This is a genomic window from Burkholderia sp. JP2-270 (assembly GCF_003233675.1).
Lineage (GTDB): Bacteria > Pseudomonadota > Gammaproteobacteria > Burkholderiales > Burkholderiaceae > Burkholderia > Burkholderia pyrrocinia_C.
Genome location: NZ_CP029825.1, coordinates 2,358,496 through 2,375,576, shown reverse-complemented (window position 1 = coordinate 2,375,576; position 17,081 = coordinate 2,358,496). Strand labels below are relative to the sequence as shown.

At 69.4% G+C, this 17,081-nt stretch carries 15 protein-coding genes; 11 read left to right on the top strand and 4 right to left on the bottom strand.

The features are described from left to right. Positions 1-110: 110 nt before the first annotated feature. The gene (locus DM992_RS28865) at positions 111-1,001 is read right to left on the bottom strand and encodes an IclR family transcriptional regulator (RefSeq protein ID WP_111019656.1); all 891 of its coding nucleotides are present in this window, start codon (positions 999-1,001) and stop codon (positions 111-113) included. Positions 1,002-1,295: 294 nt separating this feature from the next. On the opposite strand from DM992_RS28865, the gene DM992_RS28855 reads away from it, so the two are divergent. From DM992_RS28855 to DM992_RS28820, 8 genes are all read left to right on the top strand, one after another. Further along, complete coding sequence (locus tag DM992_RS28855) at positions 1,296-2,378, top strand: ABC transporter ATP-binding protein (protein WP_111019654.1); 1,083 nt, start codon at positions 1,296-1,298, stop codon at positions 2,376-2,378. Continuing rightward, entirely contained in the window at positions 2,379-3,329 is a 951-nt protein-coding gene (locus DM992_RS28850) for an ABC transporter permease (RefSeq protein ID WP_111019653.1), read from the top strand. After that, positions 3,326-4,120 (top strand): ABC transporter permease, encoded by a 795-nt coding sequence (locus tag DM992_RS28845; RefSeq protein WP_111019652.1) that lies wholly within the window; start codon positions 3,326-3,328, stop codon positions 4,118-4,120. Before DM992_RS28850 ends, DM992_RS28845 begins: the two co-directional genes overlap by 4 nt. Further along, positions 4,120-4,467 carry a (2Fe-2S)-binding protein gene (locus tag DM992_RS28840; protein WP_111019651.1) on the top strand — a complete coding sequence of 116 codons (348 nt, stop codon included), beginning with the start codon at positions 4,120-4,122 and terminating at the stop codon, positions 4,465-4,467. The genes DM992_RS28845 and DM992_RS28840 overlap by 1 nt, the downstream gene beginning before the upstream one ends. After that, entirely contained in the window at positions 4,464-5,897 is a 1,434-nt protein-coding gene (locus tag DM992_RS28835) for an NAD(P)/FAD-dependent oxidoreductase (RefSeq protein WP_111019650.1), read from the top strand. Before DM992_RS28840 ends, DM992_RS28835 begins: the two co-directional genes overlap by 4 nt. Next, the gene (locus DM992_RS28830; protein WP_111019649.1) at positions 5,890-7,041 is read left to right on the top strand and encodes an FAD-binding oxidoreductase; all 1,152 of its coding nucleotides are present in this window, start codon (positions 5,890-5,892) and stop codon (positions 7,039-7,041) included. The genes DM992_RS28835 and DM992_RS28830 overlap by 8 nt, the downstream gene beginning before the upstream one ends. After that, a complete protein-coding gene (locus DM992_RS28825) occupies positions 7,038-8,084 on the top strand; it encodes an ABC transporter substrate-binding protein (protein ID WP_111019648.1) in 1,047 nt (348 codons plus the stop codon). The genes DM992_RS28830 and DM992_RS28825 overlap by 4 nt, the downstream gene beginning before the upstream one ends. Before the next feature lie 166 nt (positions 8,085-8,250). Beyond that, positions 8,251-9,606 carry an MFS transporter gene (locus DM992_RS28820; RefSeq protein WP_111019647.1) on the top strand — a complete coding sequence of 452 codons (1,356 nt, stop codon included), beginning with the start codon at positions 8,251-8,253 and terminating at the stop codon, positions 9,604-9,606. 107 nt (positions 9,607-9,713) lie between these two features. Here the strand turns inward: DM992_RS28820 and DM992_RS28815 are convergent, their stop codons facing one another. Both DM992_RS28815 and DM992_RS28810 read right to left on the bottom strand, forming a co-directional pair. Next, positions 9,714-10,724, bottom strand: a complete 1,011-nt coding sequence (locus DM992_RS28815; RefSeq protein ID WP_111019646.1) for a 3-hydroxybutyryl-CoA dehydrogenase — start codon at positions 10,722-10,724, stop codon at positions 9,714-9,716. Continuing rightward, positions 10,721-11,827 (bottom strand): NAD/NADP octopine/nopaline dehydrogenase family protein, encoded by a 1,107-nt coding sequence (locus DM992_RS28810; RefSeq protein ID WP_111020453.1) that lies wholly within the window; start codon positions 11,825-11,827, stop codon positions 10,721-10,723. Before DM992_RS28810 ends, DM992_RS28815 begins: the two co-directional genes overlap by 4 nt. 149 nt (positions 11,828-11,976) lie before the next feature. Here DM992_RS28810 and DM992_RS28805 point away from each other — a divergent pair, with 149 nt between their 5' ends. Together DM992_RS28805 and DM992_RS28800 are read left to right on the top strand one after the other, a co-directional pair. After that, the gene (locus DM992_RS28805; RefSeq protein WP_111019645.1) at positions 11,977-12,951 is read left to right on the top strand and encodes an AraC family transcriptional regulator; all 975 of its coding nucleotides are present in this window, start codon (positions 11,977-11,979) and stop codon (positions 12,949-12,951) included. Further along, a complete protein-coding gene (locus DM992_RS28800) occupies positions 12,948-13,985 on the top strand; it encodes a LysR family transcriptional regulator (RefSeq protein WP_111019644.1) in 1,038 nt (345 codons plus the stop codon). The genes DM992_RS28805 and DM992_RS28800 overlap by 4 nt, the downstream gene beginning before the upstream one ends. Positions 13,986-14,026: 41 nt before the next feature. On the opposite strand, the gene DM992_RS28795 is transcribed toward DM992_RS28800, so the two are convergent. Then, positions 14,027-15,145, bottom strand: coding sequence for a porin (locus DM992_RS28795; protein ID WP_111019643.1), 1,119 nt, complete (start codon positions 15,143-15,145; stop codon positions 14,027-14,029). Between the two features lie 410 nt (positions 15,146-15,555). On the opposite strand from DM992_RS28795, the gene DM992_RS28790 reads away from it, so the two are divergent. Then, positions 15,556-16,953: an MFS transporter gene (locus DM992_RS28790; RefSeq protein WP_111019642.1), complete on the top strand. Its 1,398-nt coding sequence runs from the start codon at positions 15,556-15,558 to the stop codon at positions 16,951-16,953. Positions 16,954-17,081 lie beyond the last annotated feature (128 nt).

Genomic DNA, 17,081 nt, shown 5'->3' with positions numbered 1-17,081 from the left:
ACGCGATACACGGACATGTTCATCGGCATCATGTGCGGCCGGAACAGGTCGACGGGAAGCCGTGAATGGCTCGCGTAAGCAAGCTGACGAAACGGCAACGCGCGACGCCGCTATACGGTTTTCCCGGCTAGCCCGTGCATCGGCCGCCGCAGCGCGGCGTCGAACGGGTTGGTGCGCGGCCCGATCGTGTCGGCCTGGCGCCGCAGCAGTTCGACGACCATCGGCATCCGGTCGTCGCCGAGCCGCGACGCGAGCGTGCCGACGCTCAGCGCGCCGACCGGGTAACCGGTGCGATCGAGGATCGGCACCGCGACGCCCGCCATCCCGTCGAGCACACCGCTGTTGCGGCCCGCGTAGCCGAGCTGCCGCACGCGTTCGATCTCGGTTCGCAGGTACACCTCGTCGAGCACGCCGTAGCCGCGGATGCGCGGCACGTTGAAGCGGATCACTTCCTCGCGCTCGGCTTCGGGCAGGAACGCGAGGATCGCGAGGCTGCCCTGTCCGACGCCGAGCGCGATGCGCCCGCCGATGTCGCCGGTAAACGAGCGGATCGGGAACGGCCCTTCGCACAGGTCGAGACACACCGCGTCGAAGCCGCTCTTCACGAGCAGGAAGATCGTTTCGCCGAGGCTCGCGCACAGCCTCAGCAGCGCCGGACGGCACAGCGTGCGCATGCTGCTCGGGTTGCCGGCCAGCGCGGCGAGCGCGAAGAAATCGACGCTCAGCCGGTACAGCTTCGACTGCTCGTCCTGTTCGACCATCCCTTCGGCGATCAGCGATTGCAGGATCCGGTGCGCGGTGCCCTGCGTGAGGCCGACGGCCTTCGCGAGATACGTGACGCGCACGCCGTCCTGCTGCATGCCGGCCAGCGCACGCAGGATCGCGAACGCGCGCTGCAGCATGCCGGTGCCCGGCGCGCCGGCCGGATCGGCTTCGTCGTCGGCGCCGGGTGCGCGCTCGACTGGCGTGCCGGGCATTCCGGACGAAAGGGGTTCCTGCATGCCGGCTCTCCTCGACGATTTCATTGAACGGAATACGGTAGCCGCCATTGTCGTCCGGCCGAAATTCCGCGGGCATCCGGGTGTGCACGGGATTGACGCGCGCGTTTCGCGGTCCGGCCACCCTTCATCCATCGGAACGATTTGCGCGCGATACGTCGATCCGTTCCGGTCAGCGGAATTTTTCTGAAATTCATCCCGTTCAGCAGAATTCGAAATTGACGCTCCGAAATATGGCTGGCTAGAGTCCGCGTCATTGGCGCACCGGCTACGCGGTGTGCGAACCCGGAGCTCCTCATGTCGTTTCTCACGCTTACGGATCTGACGAAAACCTTCGGCGAGCTCACCGCCGTCGCCGACGTCAACCTGTCGGTCGAACAAGGCGAATTCGTGTCGCTGCTCGGGCCGTCGGGCTGCGGCAAGACCACCACGCTGCAGATGATCGCCGGCTTCGTCGACGTCACGCGCGGCCGCATCGCGCTCGACGGGCAGGACATCACGCACCTGAAGCCGAACCGCCGCGGGCTCGGCATCGTGTTCCAGAGCTATGCGCTGTTTCCGCACATGAGCGTCGCGGAGAACGTCGGCTTCGGCCTCGACATGCGCGGCGTCGACAAGGCCGAGCGCGCGGAGCGCATCCGCGCGGCGCTCGCGCTCGTGCGTCTCGATACGCTCGCGCACCGCTTTCCGCGCGAGCTGTCGGGCGGCCAGCGGCAGCGCGTCGCGATCGCACGGGCGGTCGTGATCGAGCCGCCGGTGCTGCTGCTCGACGAACCGATGTCGAACCTCGACGCGAAGCTGCGCGAGGACATGCAGTTCGAACTGCGCGCGATCCAGCGCAAGATCGGCACGACGACGATCATGGTCACGCACGATCAATCGGAAGCGCTGTCGATCAGCGATCGCGTGGTCGTGATGGAAGCCGGCCGCGTCACGCAGATCGACACGCCGTACCAGGCCTACGAGCGCCCGGAGAACCGCTTCGTGTCTCAGTTCATCGGCAAGGCGAACCTGCTGCCCGGCACGATCGTCGCGCATGACGGCGACGCGATCCGCATCGACCTCGGGCACGACCTCGCCGAAACCGGACGCACCGCGCACCTGCCGCCGCGCGAGCGCGACATGCGCATCGGCGATGCGGTGTCGGTCTGCATCCGTCCCGAGAAGCTGCGGCTGTGCGCGCCCGATGCGGGCCGCTTCGCCGCGACCGTCACGAGTCGTTTCTTCCTCGGCAGCCAGTGGCTGTACCGCGTCGACAGCGCGCTCGGCGAAGTGCTCGTGTGCTGCCAGAACGAAGGCGCGGAACCGCTCGCGGAAGGCGCGCCGGTCGGCATCGACTGGCACAGCGACGCGGTGCGCGTGATGCGCCGGGAGGCCTGAATGCGACAGCCTTCCCGCCCGCTGCCCGCCGACGGCGTGCCGGCCATCGCCGTCGCACGCCGTGCGCCGCGTACGTCGGTGCGCGCAACGTGGCGCGCGCATGCACCGCTGTGGCTGATGTGCGCGCCCGCGTTCGTGCTGTTCGCAGCGCTCGCGCTCGTGCCGCTCGCGATGACGTTCGTGCTGACGTTCTACCGCTACGACCCGGCCACCGGGCCGATTGCCGCGCTCCAGTTCGGCAACTACGCGGAAGTGCTCGGCTCGTCGTACTTCCACACGATCTTCGCGCGCACGTTCGGCATCGCCGCGCTGACGACCGCGATCTGCGTCGCGATCGGCACGCCGGAAGCGTACGTGCTGTCGAAAATGCGCGACCCGTGGCGCTCGCTGTTCCTGCTCGCGATCCTCGCGCCGCTGCTCGTGTCGGTCGTCGTGCGCGCGTTCGGCTGGAGCATGCTGCTGAACACGAGCGGGCTCGTGAACCAGGCGCTCGGGCTCGCCGGCCTCGGGCCGTACAAGCTCGAATACACGACCTTTGCGATCGTGATCGCGCTGGTGCACGTGATGCTGCCGTTCATGGTGATTCCGGTGTGGACCGCGCTGCAGCGGCTCGATCCGCAGACCGAACATGCGGCGCTGTCGCTCGGCGCGTCGCCGTTCACGACGCTGCGCCGCATCGTGCTGCCGCAGCTGATGCCGGGGGTGCTGTCGGGCAGCCTGATGGTGTTCGGGCTGTCGGCGAGCGCGTTCGCGATTCCCGGCCTGCTCGGCGGACGCCGGCTGAAGGTCGCGGCCACGGCCGTCTACGACGAATTCCTCGGCTCGCTGAACTGGCCGCTCGGCGCGACGATCGCGGTGCTGCTGCTGGTCGCGAACCTCGTCGTGATGCTCACCTACTACCGCGTGCTCGAACGCCGCTACGCGCGCAGCCTCGGAGGCGCATCCCGATGAGAAAGAACGGCCCCTTCGCCCTCGCGTTCCACACGCTCGTGATGCTGTTCGTGCTCGCGCCGCTCGCGATCGTCGTACTGGTCGCGTTCACGCCCGACGAAACGCTGACGCTGCCGACCCACGGGCTGTCGCTGCGCTGGTTCCGCGCGATCCTCGACTATCCCGACTTCGTCACCGCGTTCTTCAACAGCCTGAAGCTCGCATTCGCGTCGGCGACGCTGTCGCTCGCGATCGGTTTGCCGGCTGGCCTTGCGATCGGCCGCGCGGCGTTTCCCGGCCGCGCGTTCCTGAACGGGCTGCTGCTGTCGCCGCTCGTGATCCCCGGCCTCGTGCTCGGCATCGCGCTGTTGCGCTTCTTCGCGCTGATCGGCGCGACCGGCTCGTTCGCGTGGCTCGTGCTCGCGCACATGATCGTCATCACGCCGTTCGTGATGCGGCTCGTGCTCGCGTCCGTCGCAGGCCTCGACCGCAGCATCGAGCAGGCCGCATGCTCGCTCGGCGCGGACCCGTGGACGACGTTCCGCCGCATCACGCTGCCGATGATCGTGCCCGGCATCACGGGCGGCTGGCTGCTCGCGTTCATCAACAGCTTCGACGAACTGACGATGTCGATCTTCGTCACGTCGCCGCAGACGGTCACGCTGCCCGTGCGCATGTACATGTACGCAACCGAGTCGATCGACCCGATGATGGCGTCGGTGTCGGCGCTCATCATCTTCATCACTGCCGGCGCGATGCTGCTGCTCGATCGCGTGTACGGCCTGAACCGCATCCTGATCGGTCAACACTGATGTCGACTCCCGTTTCCCGCTCCAAAAACGACCCGGCCGACGGCGCGCAGTTCGTGCGCGTCGCCGAGCGCGAGCGCGCCGCCGTTGCGTTCACGCTCGACGGCCGCCCCGCGCACGCGCTCGCCGGCGACACCGTGCTCACCGCGATCCTCGTCGCTCAGCGCCGCGTGCGCGTCAGCGAATTCAGCGGCCAGCCGCGCGCGGGCTTCTGCCTGATCGGCGCGTGCCAGGACTGCTGGGTGCGCACCGAGGCCGGCGCGCGCGTGCGCGCGTGCTCGACGCCGATCGTCGAAGGCATGCGGATTGTCACCGCCGTTCGACCGGCCTCGACCGGAGACACGCCATGAGCGCCGCATTGCAACCGGTGATCGTCGGCGCGGGGCCGGCCGGCGTGCGCGCGGCCGAGGCGCTGGTCGACGCGGGGCTGCGCCCCGTCGTGATCGACGAGAACGCGCGCTGGGGCGGGCAGATCTATCGTCAACCGCCGGCCGACGGCGCTTTCGCGCGCGGCAAGCGTGCGCTGTACGGTTTCGAAGCCGCGAAAGCCGACGCCGTGCACCGGACGATGGCCGCGCTGCTGCCGCACGTCGACTACCGGCCGAACACGCTCGCGTGGGCATGCGGCACGGGCCGCGTCGATACGCTGCAGGACGGCCATGAAGTCACCGTGCCGTACTCGCAGCTGATCATAGCGAGCGGTGCGACCGACCGCATGCTGCCCGTGCCGGGCTGGACGCTCGCAGGCGTCTATACGCTCGGCGGCGCGCAGGTCGCACTGAAGGCGCAGGGCTGCGCGATCGGCCGGCGCATCGTGTTTGCGGGCACCGGGCCGTTGCTTTACCTCGTCGCGTACCAGTATGCGAAGGCCGGCGCGCAGGTCGCGGCCGTGCTCGACACGAGCCCGCTGCGCCGCCAGGCCGCCGCCGCGCCCGCGCTGCTGCGCATGCCGTCGACGTTCGCGAAGGGGCTCTATTACATCGGCTGGCTGCGTGCGCATGGCGTCGCGATCGAAACGGGCGTCACGCTCGAACGCGTGCTCGGCGCTCAGCATGTGACGGGGCTCGCGTGGCGCGCGACCGGTGACGATGCGCAGCCGCGCGTGCTCGATTGCGATGCGCTCGGCCTCGGCTTCGGCCTGCGTTCGGAAACACAGCTCGCCGATCTCGCCGGCTGCCGGTTCGGTTTCGATCCGGTCAACCGCGCATGGCTGCCGGAGCGCGACGCGGCCGGCCGCACGTCGGTGCGCGGCATTTACGTCGCGGGCGACGGTGCGGGCATCGCGGGCGCCGACGCGGCCGAAGCGTCGGGCCGGCGCGCGGCGCTCGCGTTGCTCGACGACGCCCGCATCGCATCGCCATCGCCGTCCGGCAAACCCGATGCGGCCACGCTGGAACGCACGCTCGCGCGCGTCGGCGCGTTCCGCGCGGGCCTCGAAGCAGCGTTCGCACCGCCGGTCGAGCAGGCCGCACGCTGCCCCGACGACACGATCGTGTGCCGCTGCGAGGAGATCGACGCGGGCACCCTGCGCCGCTGCATCCGCGGCGGCACAGCGACCGAACTCAACCGGCTGAAAGCGTTGACGCGCGTCGGAATGGGCCGTTGCCAGGGGCGCATGTGCGGCGATGCGGCCGCGCTCGTGCTGGCCGCCGAAACCGGTCGGCCGCTCGCCGAGGTCGGCCGGTTGCGCGCGCAACCACCCGTGAAGCCCTTCCCGATCTCGGCCGCGCTCGCGGGCGACGACGTGGTGGCGATTCCCGACGAGGCGCGCGATGAGTGAGAACCGGCATTACGACGTCGCGATCGTCGGCGGCGGCCTCGTCGGTGCATCGGCCGCGCTTGCGCTGACGCGGCGCGGCCTGCGCGTCGGGCTGTTCGAGCGGCGCGACTGCGGCGCGCAGGCAAGCGGCGTGAACTACGGCGGCGTGCGCTGCCAGGGCCGCCCCGCCGAGCAATTGCCGCTCGCGCTGCGCGCGCGGCGCATCTGGGATCGCCTGCCCGAGCTGATCGGCATCGATGGCGAATTCGTCGTGTCGGGGCACTTGCGGCTCGCGCGCAGCGACGCCGATCTCGACGCGCTCGACGCATACGCGACGCTCGCCGGCGAGCACGGCCTGCCGCTGCAGGTGATGCGCGGCGACGCGTTTCGCCGTCGTTATCCGTGGCTCGGCCGCGCGGCGCTCGGCGGCTCGCTGTGCGAGACCGACGGCCATGCGAACCCGCGCCTCGTGTCGCCCGCGTTCGCACGCGCGGCCCGCGCGGCGAGCGCGGACGTGTTCGAGCACACGCCGGTCGACGACGTTCACCATGACGGCACCCGCTTCCACTTTCACGCGGGCGGCCGCGCATGCACCGCGACGTGGCTGATCAATTCGGCCGGCGCATGGGCGAACACGATCGCCGAGCGCTTCGGCGAAGCCGTGCCGATGGAGCCGATCTACCCGAACATGTGGGTGACCGAGCCGCTGCCGCCGTTCATCGCGCACAACCTCGGCGTGTACGGCGGCGGCGTGTACGCGCGGCAGGTCGCGCGCGGCAATTGCGTGATCGGCGGCGGGCGCGGCCGCGGCGACGGCGAATTCGGCCAGCCGTCGGTCGATACGACGCGCGCGGTGATGCGCGACGCGTGCGCGCTGCTGCCCGCGCTGCGCGACGCACTGCTGATCCGCACGTGGAGCGGCGTCGAAGGCTGCACGCCCGACCACAACCCGATCATCGGCGCGAGCCGCACGACGCCGAACCTGCTGCATGCGTTCGGTTTTTCCGGAGGCGGCTTCCTGCTCGCGCCCGGTGTCGGCGACGTGCTAGCCGATCTCGTCACGACCGGCGAAACCGCCACGCCACTCGATGCATTCTCGATCGGCCGCTTCTTCCGCCAAGCCGCGCCGACCGCCCCTTTCCCCCAAGAGGAGACCTCTCGATGAAACTGCTCGGTACGATCGCGGCCGCCGCCGCACTCTGCATCGCCGGCGCCGGCGCCCCCGCGTTCGCGCAAACGAAGACGATCTACATCGGCATGAACGGCGGGCCGATGGAAAAGGCCTATACGAGCCAGGTGCTGCCCGACTTCGAGAAGGCGAACAACGTGAAGGTCGTCGTCGTGCCCGGCACGTCGTCGGATGTGCTCGCGAAGCTGCTTGCAAACCGCAACAAGCCGCAGATCCACGTCGCGTTCCTCGACGACGGCGTGATGGCGCGCGCGGTCAGCCTCGGCGTATGCCAGAAGCTCGACGATTCGCCGGTGCTGAAGGAACTGTACCCGTTCGCGCGGATGAAGGACGACGTCGGCGCGGGCGTACAGCTCGGCATGACCGGCATCGCTTACAACAAGAAGCTGTTCGCGGAGAAAGGCTGGGCGCCGCCGACGTCGTGGATGGATTTCGCCGATCCGAAATACAAGGGCAAGGTCGTGTTCCAGTCGGCGTCGAGCAGCACGTTCGGGCTGCACGGCTTCCTCGCGATCAACCGGCTGCTCGGCGGCAGCGAGCAGAACGTCGAGCCCGGCTTCAGCAAGTGGGCGAGCACGGTCGGGCCGAACGTCGTCGAGTACATCCCGAACTCGGCGAAGATCTCCGAGATGGTGCAGACCGGCGAGGCCGGCCTGTTCCCGCTCACGCCGACGGGTGTCGGCGACCTGCAGGACAAGGGCATTCCGGTCGCGTATGCGAACCCGAAGGAAGGCCCCGTGCTGCTGCTCGTCGACCTGTGCGTGGTCGCGAACAATCCCGATCCGCAGCTCGCGCAGAAGCTCGCGCAGTTCCTGCTGTCCGCGCCGGCGCAGACGAAAGCCGCCGAGGCCGGCAAGCAGATCCCGACCAACCGTCTCGCGAAGATGCCCGCCGGGATGCAGCAGAGCCTCGGCAACGTCGACGATCTGGTGCGCAAGGTGACGGTGGTCGATTGGGCCGCGATCAACGCGCGCCGCGCGCAGTGGGATACGCGCTGGAACCGGCAGATCGAGCGGTAACGGCATGCCGGGCGCGCGGGCACGGCCGCGCGCTGCATGACCATCATTTGCGGGAGTGATGACACTCCCCTTTTTCTGCGGATTTGACCGGGAAGACGGTGCCGACAACACTAGCCCGCAGTGCTGCAAAGATGGCACGCGCCTGCCTCCCCCTTCAGAGTCCGCCATGTACCCGACCGACACCGTGCAGTCCCCGAGCGCCGCCCGGCCGCTCGCCGACCGGCAACTTCGCCGGATCGTCATCGCCTCCGTCGCCGGCAACGCGATGGAATGGTATGACTTTTTCGTGTACGGCACGGCCGCGGCGCTCGTGTTCGGCCACGTGTTCTTCCCGCCCGGTGCATCGCCGCTCGCGGGCAGCCTCGCCGCGTTCGCGGCGTTCGCGCTCGGCTTCGTCGCGCGGCCGCTCGGCGGGATCGTGTTCGGCCACGTCGGCGATCGTTACGGGCGCAAGGCGTCGCTCGTGTGGACGCTGCTGATCATGGGCGCGTCGACCTTCGCGATCGGCCTGCTGCCGACCTACGCGCAGGTCGGCCTGTGGGCGCCGGCGGCGCTCGTCGTGCTGCGCCTGCTGCAGGGCATCGCGTCCGGCGGCGAATGGGGCGGCGGCGTGCTGATGATCAGCGAGAACGCGCCGCCCGAGCAGCGCGGTTATTACGCGGCATGGAGCCAGCTCGGCGTGGGCGGCGGCTTCGTGCTGTCGTCGGCCGCGTTTCTCGCCGCGCAGGCGCTGCCGGACGACGCGTTCCGCACGTGGGGCTGGCGGCTGCCGTTCCTCGCGAGCATCGTCATCTTCGCGATCGGCATCTATATCCGCCGCCATCTGCCGGAAAGCCGCGACTTCGAGCAGGCAGGCAAGCGCGGCGCGCACACGCATCTGCCGATCGTCGAATGCATCCGCCGCCACCCGAAGGAAATCCTGCTCGCGATGGGGCTGCGCGTGGCCGAGAACGGCGGCGCGTACATCTTCCTCGCATTCTCGCTCGTCTATGGCAAATACGTCGGCATCCCGAACGGCGTGATGCTGACCGGCGTGATGATCGCGATGATCGTCGAGATGGGCGCGATGCTCGCATGGGGCCGGTTGTCCGACCGGATCGGCCGAAAGCCCGTGTACCTGATCGGCGCGCTGAGCCTCGTCGCGTGCGCGTTTCCGTTCTTCTGGCTGCTCGACACGCGTGCGACGCCGCTCGTATGGCTCGCGCTGACGGTCGGCACGGCCGTCAGCCACGGCGCGATGATCGGCACGCTGCCCGCGCTCGTCGGCGAGCTGTTCAGCACCGAGGTGCGCTACTCGGGCGTCGCGCTCGGCCACGAAGTCGCATCGATCTTCGCGGGCGGGATGTCGCCGCTGATCGCGACCGCGCTGCTTGCGCGCTATCACGCGTCGTGGCCGGTATCGCTGTTTCTCGTCGCACTCGGCCTCGTCACCGTCGCGACGCTGTGCGTGATGCGCGAGACGCGGATCGTGGGTGCCGCGCCCGCCGCCCCCGCAACCGACACGCGCGGCAAGACGGCGTGACCATGACGCTTCGATCCGCGCAAGCGGGCCGATCCGCACCGGCGGGCAGTGAACACGGCGGCGGCCGGCACGTGCCACCGCTCGCGCTCGCCACCCCGACTCAACGCCTAGTTGCCGCCTTCCCGCCGTGCACCGTCGAACGCCGGCGCGAGCCCGAGGTGATCGAGCAACCGCACGAATTCACCGAGCCGCTGCCGCATGTACGCGGGCACGTCGACCTCCGCATAGTCGTGGAATCCGGCACCCGTGCGCACGCCGTCGCGGCCCGCCTCCATGTTGCGCACGACGCTCTCGGCCGGCGCGAAGCGCGGGCCGATCTCGCCGGCCAGATACTTCGACGCGTAATACAGGATGTCGCAGCCGCCCCAGTCAATGAATTCGAGCAGCCCGAGCACCGCGAAACGCGGGCCGAAGCCGGTGCGGATCGCCGTGTCGATGTCCTCCGCACTCGCGACGCCTTCTTCGACCATCCGCGCGGCCTCGTTCATCGCGAGTGCCTGGATGCGCGGCACGATATAGCCGGGCGCCGGCCCGCAGATCACCGGCTTCTTGCCGATGCGTTCGAGCAGCGTGGCGAGCCGGTCGACCACCAACTGATCCGTTGCGTCGCTGCGGCTGATCTCGACGAGCGGCATCAGCAGCGCAGGGTTCAGCCAGTGCGCGTTCAGCATCCGCGCAGGATGCGTGACATGGCGCTGCAACTCCGTGACGACGAATGTCGACGTCGTCGACGCAATCGTTGCGTGCGCATCTATGTTATGGCCGAGCCAGCGCAGCGCGTCGGCCTTCGCATCGAGCACTTCGGGCAGCGCCTCGAACACGATATCCGCGCGGCGCACCGCATCCGCCGCGCCGTCCCGCGCAACGAGCGCAATGCGCGCAACGACGGCGTCGGCTTGCACGGCATCGATGCGGCCGAGCGCGACCTGCACGTGCAGCGGCCGTGCGAGCTCGTCGCGCGTGCGATCCTCGAATGCGCGCCATCCGGCCGCGTCGCGCGGCTTGAAGTCGATCAGCGTTACGTCGAGGCCCGCGAACGCGAACACGAGCGCGATCCCCTGCCCCATCCGTCCCGCGCCGACCACATGCACGCGCGTCACATCGGCGGCCGCGCTCATGCCGCGTACCCCACGTCGAGCAGCGCACGCATCGCGTCATTCGTCAACGCCGCGAGCCCGAGCCGCTCGAACGTGCGGCCTTCCGCATACAGATCGCGCACCGCGACCGCGCTCGCGATGCTCAGCAGCCCCTGCGCGACGGGCGTCGGCACGCCGGCCCGGCGCCCGCACGACACGATGAAGGACAGCCCGAGCCGGGTGTCCTCGAGCATGTAGCGATGCGTGCGCAGATCGATCTTCTCGCGCCAGTCGCCGCTATCGGTCAGCTTGCCGTGCGCGCCGCGCCCGTACATCCATTCGTCGCCTTCGGCCGCGTAATGATCCGCGAGCGGGAAATGCGGCGCGCGGTAGCCGAACGCTTCGCGCACCGCGATCCGTTCTGCATCGAGCGCGTTCGTCACGCGACGGATCGCCGGCTGCGTACCTTCGTTGTGGATGTCCCACGCGTCGAAGTGTTCGAGCGGTCCGGCATTCATCAGGATCAGCGGCGGATGGATCACGGGCCCCGCGTTCATCAGCGCGCCGGACAACGCGTCCTCGACCGGCTCGACCGACGGGTAGCCCGCGCGCAGTACGTCGAACGCCCAGCCGGCCGCATTCGCGGGGAACACGCCGGTCGGCAACCGCGTCGCATACGCGCTGATCACGACATCGTTATCGCCGTGCTTGCGCACCAGGTACGGCAGCGTGCCCGTCTCGGCGAACGCGACGCGCGAACGGTTGCCTGCATCGGCCGCCGCACGCGCGAACACGAAGCTGCCGAACGTACCCGGCGGCAAAAACACGACCTGGCCGTCCTCGAGCAGTGGCGCGGCCTGCGCGGCGAGCGCGTCGTGCGAAGTCGCCGGCAGCGGCACCACGACGAGCCGCGCGGCGCGCAGCGCGGCCTCGAGATCGTCGGTCAGGCGGATCGCGCCCGGCGCATCGCCGAGCGGCACCGGCCGCCTGCCGCGATAGTCGGTCACGTTCAACACGCCGAGCTCGCGCAGCCGCGCGTGCGGTTCGCGGTCGCGCCGCCACCACGTCACGTCGTGCCCCTTCTCGAGCAAATCGATGGCTGCCGCATGGCAGCCGTGGCCGCCACCCAATACACATACCTTCATCGTCGTCTCCGGTTGATCGAGTGTTTCCGAGACTACGCGGCCGCCCCCGCCGCGTCGCTTCAAAACGCGCAACGACGCGCCCGTTCGCGCAACGCAATCGCGACGCTGCGTATGAAGCAGCGCCAACGCACCCGACACGAGGTCCATGAATGGACATTGCCCTTTCCCGCCATGCGCCGAACCGGCTCGGCACGCTGCAGGCGCCCGACGAAGTCGAACGCGCGGTTGCGCACCGGCTCGGGCCGCACCGGATGGCCGCGCGCGGCCGCGATCCGTTTCGCGCAGAGTTGTACGAAGTGCCGCTGCATCACGGCGCGCTGCTCGAACTCTGCTACGGCCGCGAAACGCGTATCGACTTCGGCGGCGACGCCGATCACTTCCTGTTCCGGCTGACGCTCGCCGGTGCCTGCGAGTTGCAAGCCGGCAGCGTCGTCGCGCGCGCCGGCCCCGGCGAGCTGACCGTGTCGTCGCCCGCGCTCGCGAGCCGCCTGAGCACGAGCCCCGATTGCCGCAACCTCGTGCTGCGGCTCGAACGCGGCGCGCTCGAACGCAAGCTGCAGGACATGCTGCACGCGACGCTCACGCGGCCGCTGCAGTTCGAACTCGCAGCCGGCGGCACCGGCACGGGTGCTGCGCTCGTGCTGCCGACGTTCGAATACCTGTGCCGGCTCGGCGCTCAGCCGGGCATCGGCGCGGCCGCGACAACCGTCGGCGCCGATCTCACCGCGTGGCTGATGTCGCTGCTGCTCACGCACCTGCCGCATTCGTACAGCGACGCGCTCGCACGCGGCACGCCGCCGCTGCCGGCACATGTGCGCCGCGCGTGCGACCACGTCGACGCGCATCTCGGCGAACCGCTCGCGCTCGCCGCGCTGGCGACCGTCGCCGGCGTCGCGCCGCGCACGCTGCAGCACGCATTCCGCGCGTTCCTGCACACCACGCCGGCCGCATATGTGCGTGAACGCCGGCTTGCCGCCGTGCACGCGGCGCTGCAGCGCGACGACGCGCGCAGCGTGACCGACGTGCTGATCACGCACGGCATCCATGGCTTCGGCCATTTCGCGAAGGCGTATGCGCGACGTTACGGCCATGCGCCCTCCGTCACCGCGAGGAAACCACGATGATGCATCCCGCAACCGGCCGCCCCGCGGCCCCGGCTCGCGCCGACACCGTGCCGCACGACAGCGACGCACCCGACGGCCTGCGCGTGCAGGATCTCGATCTCAACCTGCTGAAGACGTTTCGCGCGGTCTACGAGGAGCGGCACGTCGGCCGCGCGGCGCTGCGGCTCGGCGTCACGCAGCCGTCCGTCAGCTACGCGCTCGGCCGGCTGCGGCTGATGTTCCGCGACGCGCTGTTCGTGCGCACCGGCACCGGCGTCGAACCGACGCCGCGCGCGCAGCGGCTTGCGCTATCGGTCGACAAGGCGCTTGCGATCCTGCAGGACGTGCTCGACGAAGGCTCGCGCTTCATGCCCGACAGCACGCAGCGCGTGTTCCGCCTGCACATGAGCGATTTCGCGGCGAGCGCGTTCCTGCCGACTCTGCTCGCCGAGTTCGACCGGCGCGCGCCGGGCGCCGTGATCGAGACGCTGCACGTCGACGAATGCCAGCTCAACGTCGCGCTCGAATCCGGGCGTATCGATTTCGCGCTCGGGCACTTCGCCGACGCGTCGAGCCACTTCCAGCGCGCAGCGCTGCTGCACGAGCGCTGCGTGCTGCTGATGCCGCGCCGCACCGCGCAGCGCGTCGTTTTGCCCGACGATTACGTGCTCGACGGCGCGGCGCCCGACGCGCTGCGCTTCGTCGCGGTCACGTCGCATCCTCAATCGATGCAATTGCTCGAACGGCACGGGCTGATGCCGCGCGTGCGCGCGGCGCTGCCCGATTTCATGGTGGTGCCCGCGCTGCTGCAAGACGGCGATTACGCGCTGATCCTGCCCGAGACGATCGCGATCACGTTCGCGGCGCGGCAGCCGTGCGTGCTGTACGAAATCGCCGGTGCCGGCGAATGGGCCGTCAACGCGTACTGGCACCGGCGCTTCGATGCAGACCCCGGCCATCGCTGGCTGCGCGCGTTGCTGCTCGAACTGTTCAATATCGGCCAGCAGGCGCCGTTCGACGCATGGCTCGCGCCGCAGCCGCCGGCCTGCGCATGACGACGCACGCCGGCGCGGGCCGGCCGGCGGAGCCGGAGCGATCAGAACGACGTGAGGATGCCCGCGACGATCGAGCTGGCGGTCGCGCCCGGCTTCGCGACCGCGACGCCGCCGCCCGCCGCGCCATTGACGACGAAGCGCGCATGCGCACCGTTGCGCACCATCGCGGCGCCCGTGTACAGCACCGTGCGCTTCGACAGCGGATAGTCGAAGCGGATGCCGTACGAATCGGCGTTGCCGTCGCTGTCCGCGACCTTCCGGTAATGGCCGACGCTCAGCAGCAGCGACGCGCGCCCGATCGGCACCGTCGCGCTCAGTTCCATGATGTCGCTGTGCGGATACGCGCTCTGGCTGTCGATCGCGGTCGCGACGTCGGGCCCGCCGCGATGCCGCAGGTACAGCGCGGCGACCTTCACGACGTTGAAGTCGTACGAAATCGCGCCCACCGTGTAGTTGCCGTTCGCGGCCGGGCTCGTGTCGCCGAGCGTGGACGCGGCAACCGGGCTGAACTTCTGCTGCATGTAGTCGACATCCACCGACAGCCCGCCGCGCACGTAGTTGAGGCCCGCGCCGTACGTATCGCCCAGCGTCGCCGGCTGGCCGGTCGCGCGGTTGGTGCCGCGCGCGGCCATCGCACGCAGCATGAAGCCCGCATAGCGCGGCGACGTGTAGCGCATCGAGTTGCGCACGCGCAGGAACGCGGGCCCGACGAAGTTGTTCGTCGCGTTGCCCCATGCAAGCCCCGCGCCGAGACCGGGCAGGCTGTACGTGACGAGCGTCGTGTGCACGATCGTGTAGAGCTCGCCGAACTGCACGCCGCCGAACGGCCCCGTGATGCCGACCCACGCTTCGCGGCCGAACAGCGCGCTGCTGTTCGACAGCGCGCCGCTCGCCGCGTTGAAGCCGTCCTCGAGCTTGAAGATCGTCGCGTAGCCGCCGCCGAGATCCTCGACGCCCTTCAGCCCCCACTGCGTCGCGAACAGGTTGCCGCTGCCCATGCGCGTCACGTGGTTCGGCCCGGCGTTCGCGTATTCGATCGCGGTGTCGATGCGGCCGTACAGCGTCACGCTCGATTGCGCGAACGCAGGCAGCGTGATGCAGGCGAGCAGCGCGGCAAACGGTACGGCAAGCCGGTCGGCCCGCCCGTTCGGATGGTTCATGTTCGTCGTCCCGTAGAAATGCCGGCGCCTGTCGACATCGCGCCGTATGGTGTGAGGCGCGTTCGCCGCGAAGGGCCAACGCTGCCGATCAAAACCGGGCCGAGTCTAGGAACGACAATTTCGGACGTCGACGCAATGCGATCTATAACGCATATAGATGCGCCGCATGATGCGCGTGCGCCCCGCCGCACATGCGCTGCGCGGAGGCCCGCGCGCACGGCCCTGGTGTTTTCTTTATCCGGGTCGGTAGATGCCTGTGTGGCGCGGCTGTCACTCCGGCTATGGCGGCCGAATTTGGCCGACTACGCTGCGTCTCCGATCGTGTCACCCGCACGCTTTCGCGCCGCGACGGCGCCCGGCCCGCAAGGCCGCTGCCGCGCTTTTCCACCGCCCGCTCCTGGAGAATCCGCATGTCCGCATTCACGGCCCGCGCTGCCGACGGCAAGCGCTATACGTACGAATGGTATGTCGTCGTCATCTGCATGCTCGCGTACGTCTTTTCGTTCGTCGACCGCCAGGTCCTCGTGCTGATGATCGAACCGATCAAGCGCGACCTGCACCTGTCCGATACGCAGTTCAGCCTGCTGAACGGCTTCGCGTTCTCGCTGTTCTATGCGGTGATGGGGCTGCCCGTCGCGTATCTCGCCGACCGCTACGCGCGCCCGCGGATCATCTCGCTCGGCATCGCGCTGTGGAGCGTCGCGACCGCCGCGTGCGGGCTCAGCCAGCATTTCGTGCAGATGTTCATCGCGCGGATGGGCGTCGGCGTCGGCGAGGCCGCACTGTCGCCCGGCGCGTATTCGATGCTTGCCGACTACTTCCCGAAGGAGAAGCTCGGACGCGCGATCGCCGTGTATTCGCTCGGCTCGTTCATCGGCGGCGGCGTCGCATTCCTGATCGGCGGCTACGTGATCGCGCTGCTCAAGCATGCGAGCGCGTTCACGCTGCCGGTCGTCGGGCAGGTGCATGCGTGGCAGGTCACGTTCCTGATCGTCGGGCTGCCGGGACTGTTCGTCGCGCTGCTGTTCGCCGCGACCGTGCGCGACCCGCAGCGCAAGGGGCTCGCGCAGGATCGCTCGGGCGCCGTGCGGCGCGTGTCGATGCGCGATTCGCTGCGCTTCGTCGGCACGCACCGCTCGACCTTCACGTGCCACTACCTCGGCTTCTCGTTCTACGCGATGACGCTGTACTGCCTGCTGAGCTGGACGCCCGCGTTCTATATCCGCCGCTTCGGGATGACGGCCGTCGAAGCCGGCTACACGCTCGGCATCGTGCTGCTGGTCGCGAACACGGCCGGCGTATTCTGCGGCGGCTGGCTCAACGACTGGCTGCTGCGCCGTGGCCGCAGCGATGCACCGATGCGCGCCGGCGCGATCGGCGCCGCGTGCATGGTGATCCCCGCGACGCTGTTCACGCAGCTCGACCACCTGCCGTCGTCGCTCGCGATGCTCGTCGTCGCGATGTTCTTCGCGTCGTTCCCGATGCCCACGTCGACCGCCGCGATGCAGACGCTCGCGCCGAACCAGATGCGCGCGCAGATCTCCGCGCTGTTCCTGCTCGTGTCGAACCTGATCGCGCTCGGGATCGGCACGACCGTCGTCGCGCTGTTCACCGATCGCGTGTTCGGCGCGCCGGCCGCGGTCGGCCATTCGATGTCGATCGTCAACGTTGCGGCGGCCACGCTCGCGGCGCTGCTGCTCGCCGCCGGGTGCCGGCACTATCGCCGCAGCCTCGATCGCGAACGCGGTCATGCATCGACGGAGGCGCCGCAGGCGGCCGATGCCGGCGACGCAATCGCTGCGCGCTGATCGCTGATCGCTGATCGCTGATCGCTGATCGCTGATCGCTGATCGCTGATCGCTGATCGCTGATCGCTGATCGCTGATCGCTGATCGCTGATCGCAACCAGACATTATTTATCCCACTGATTCAGGCA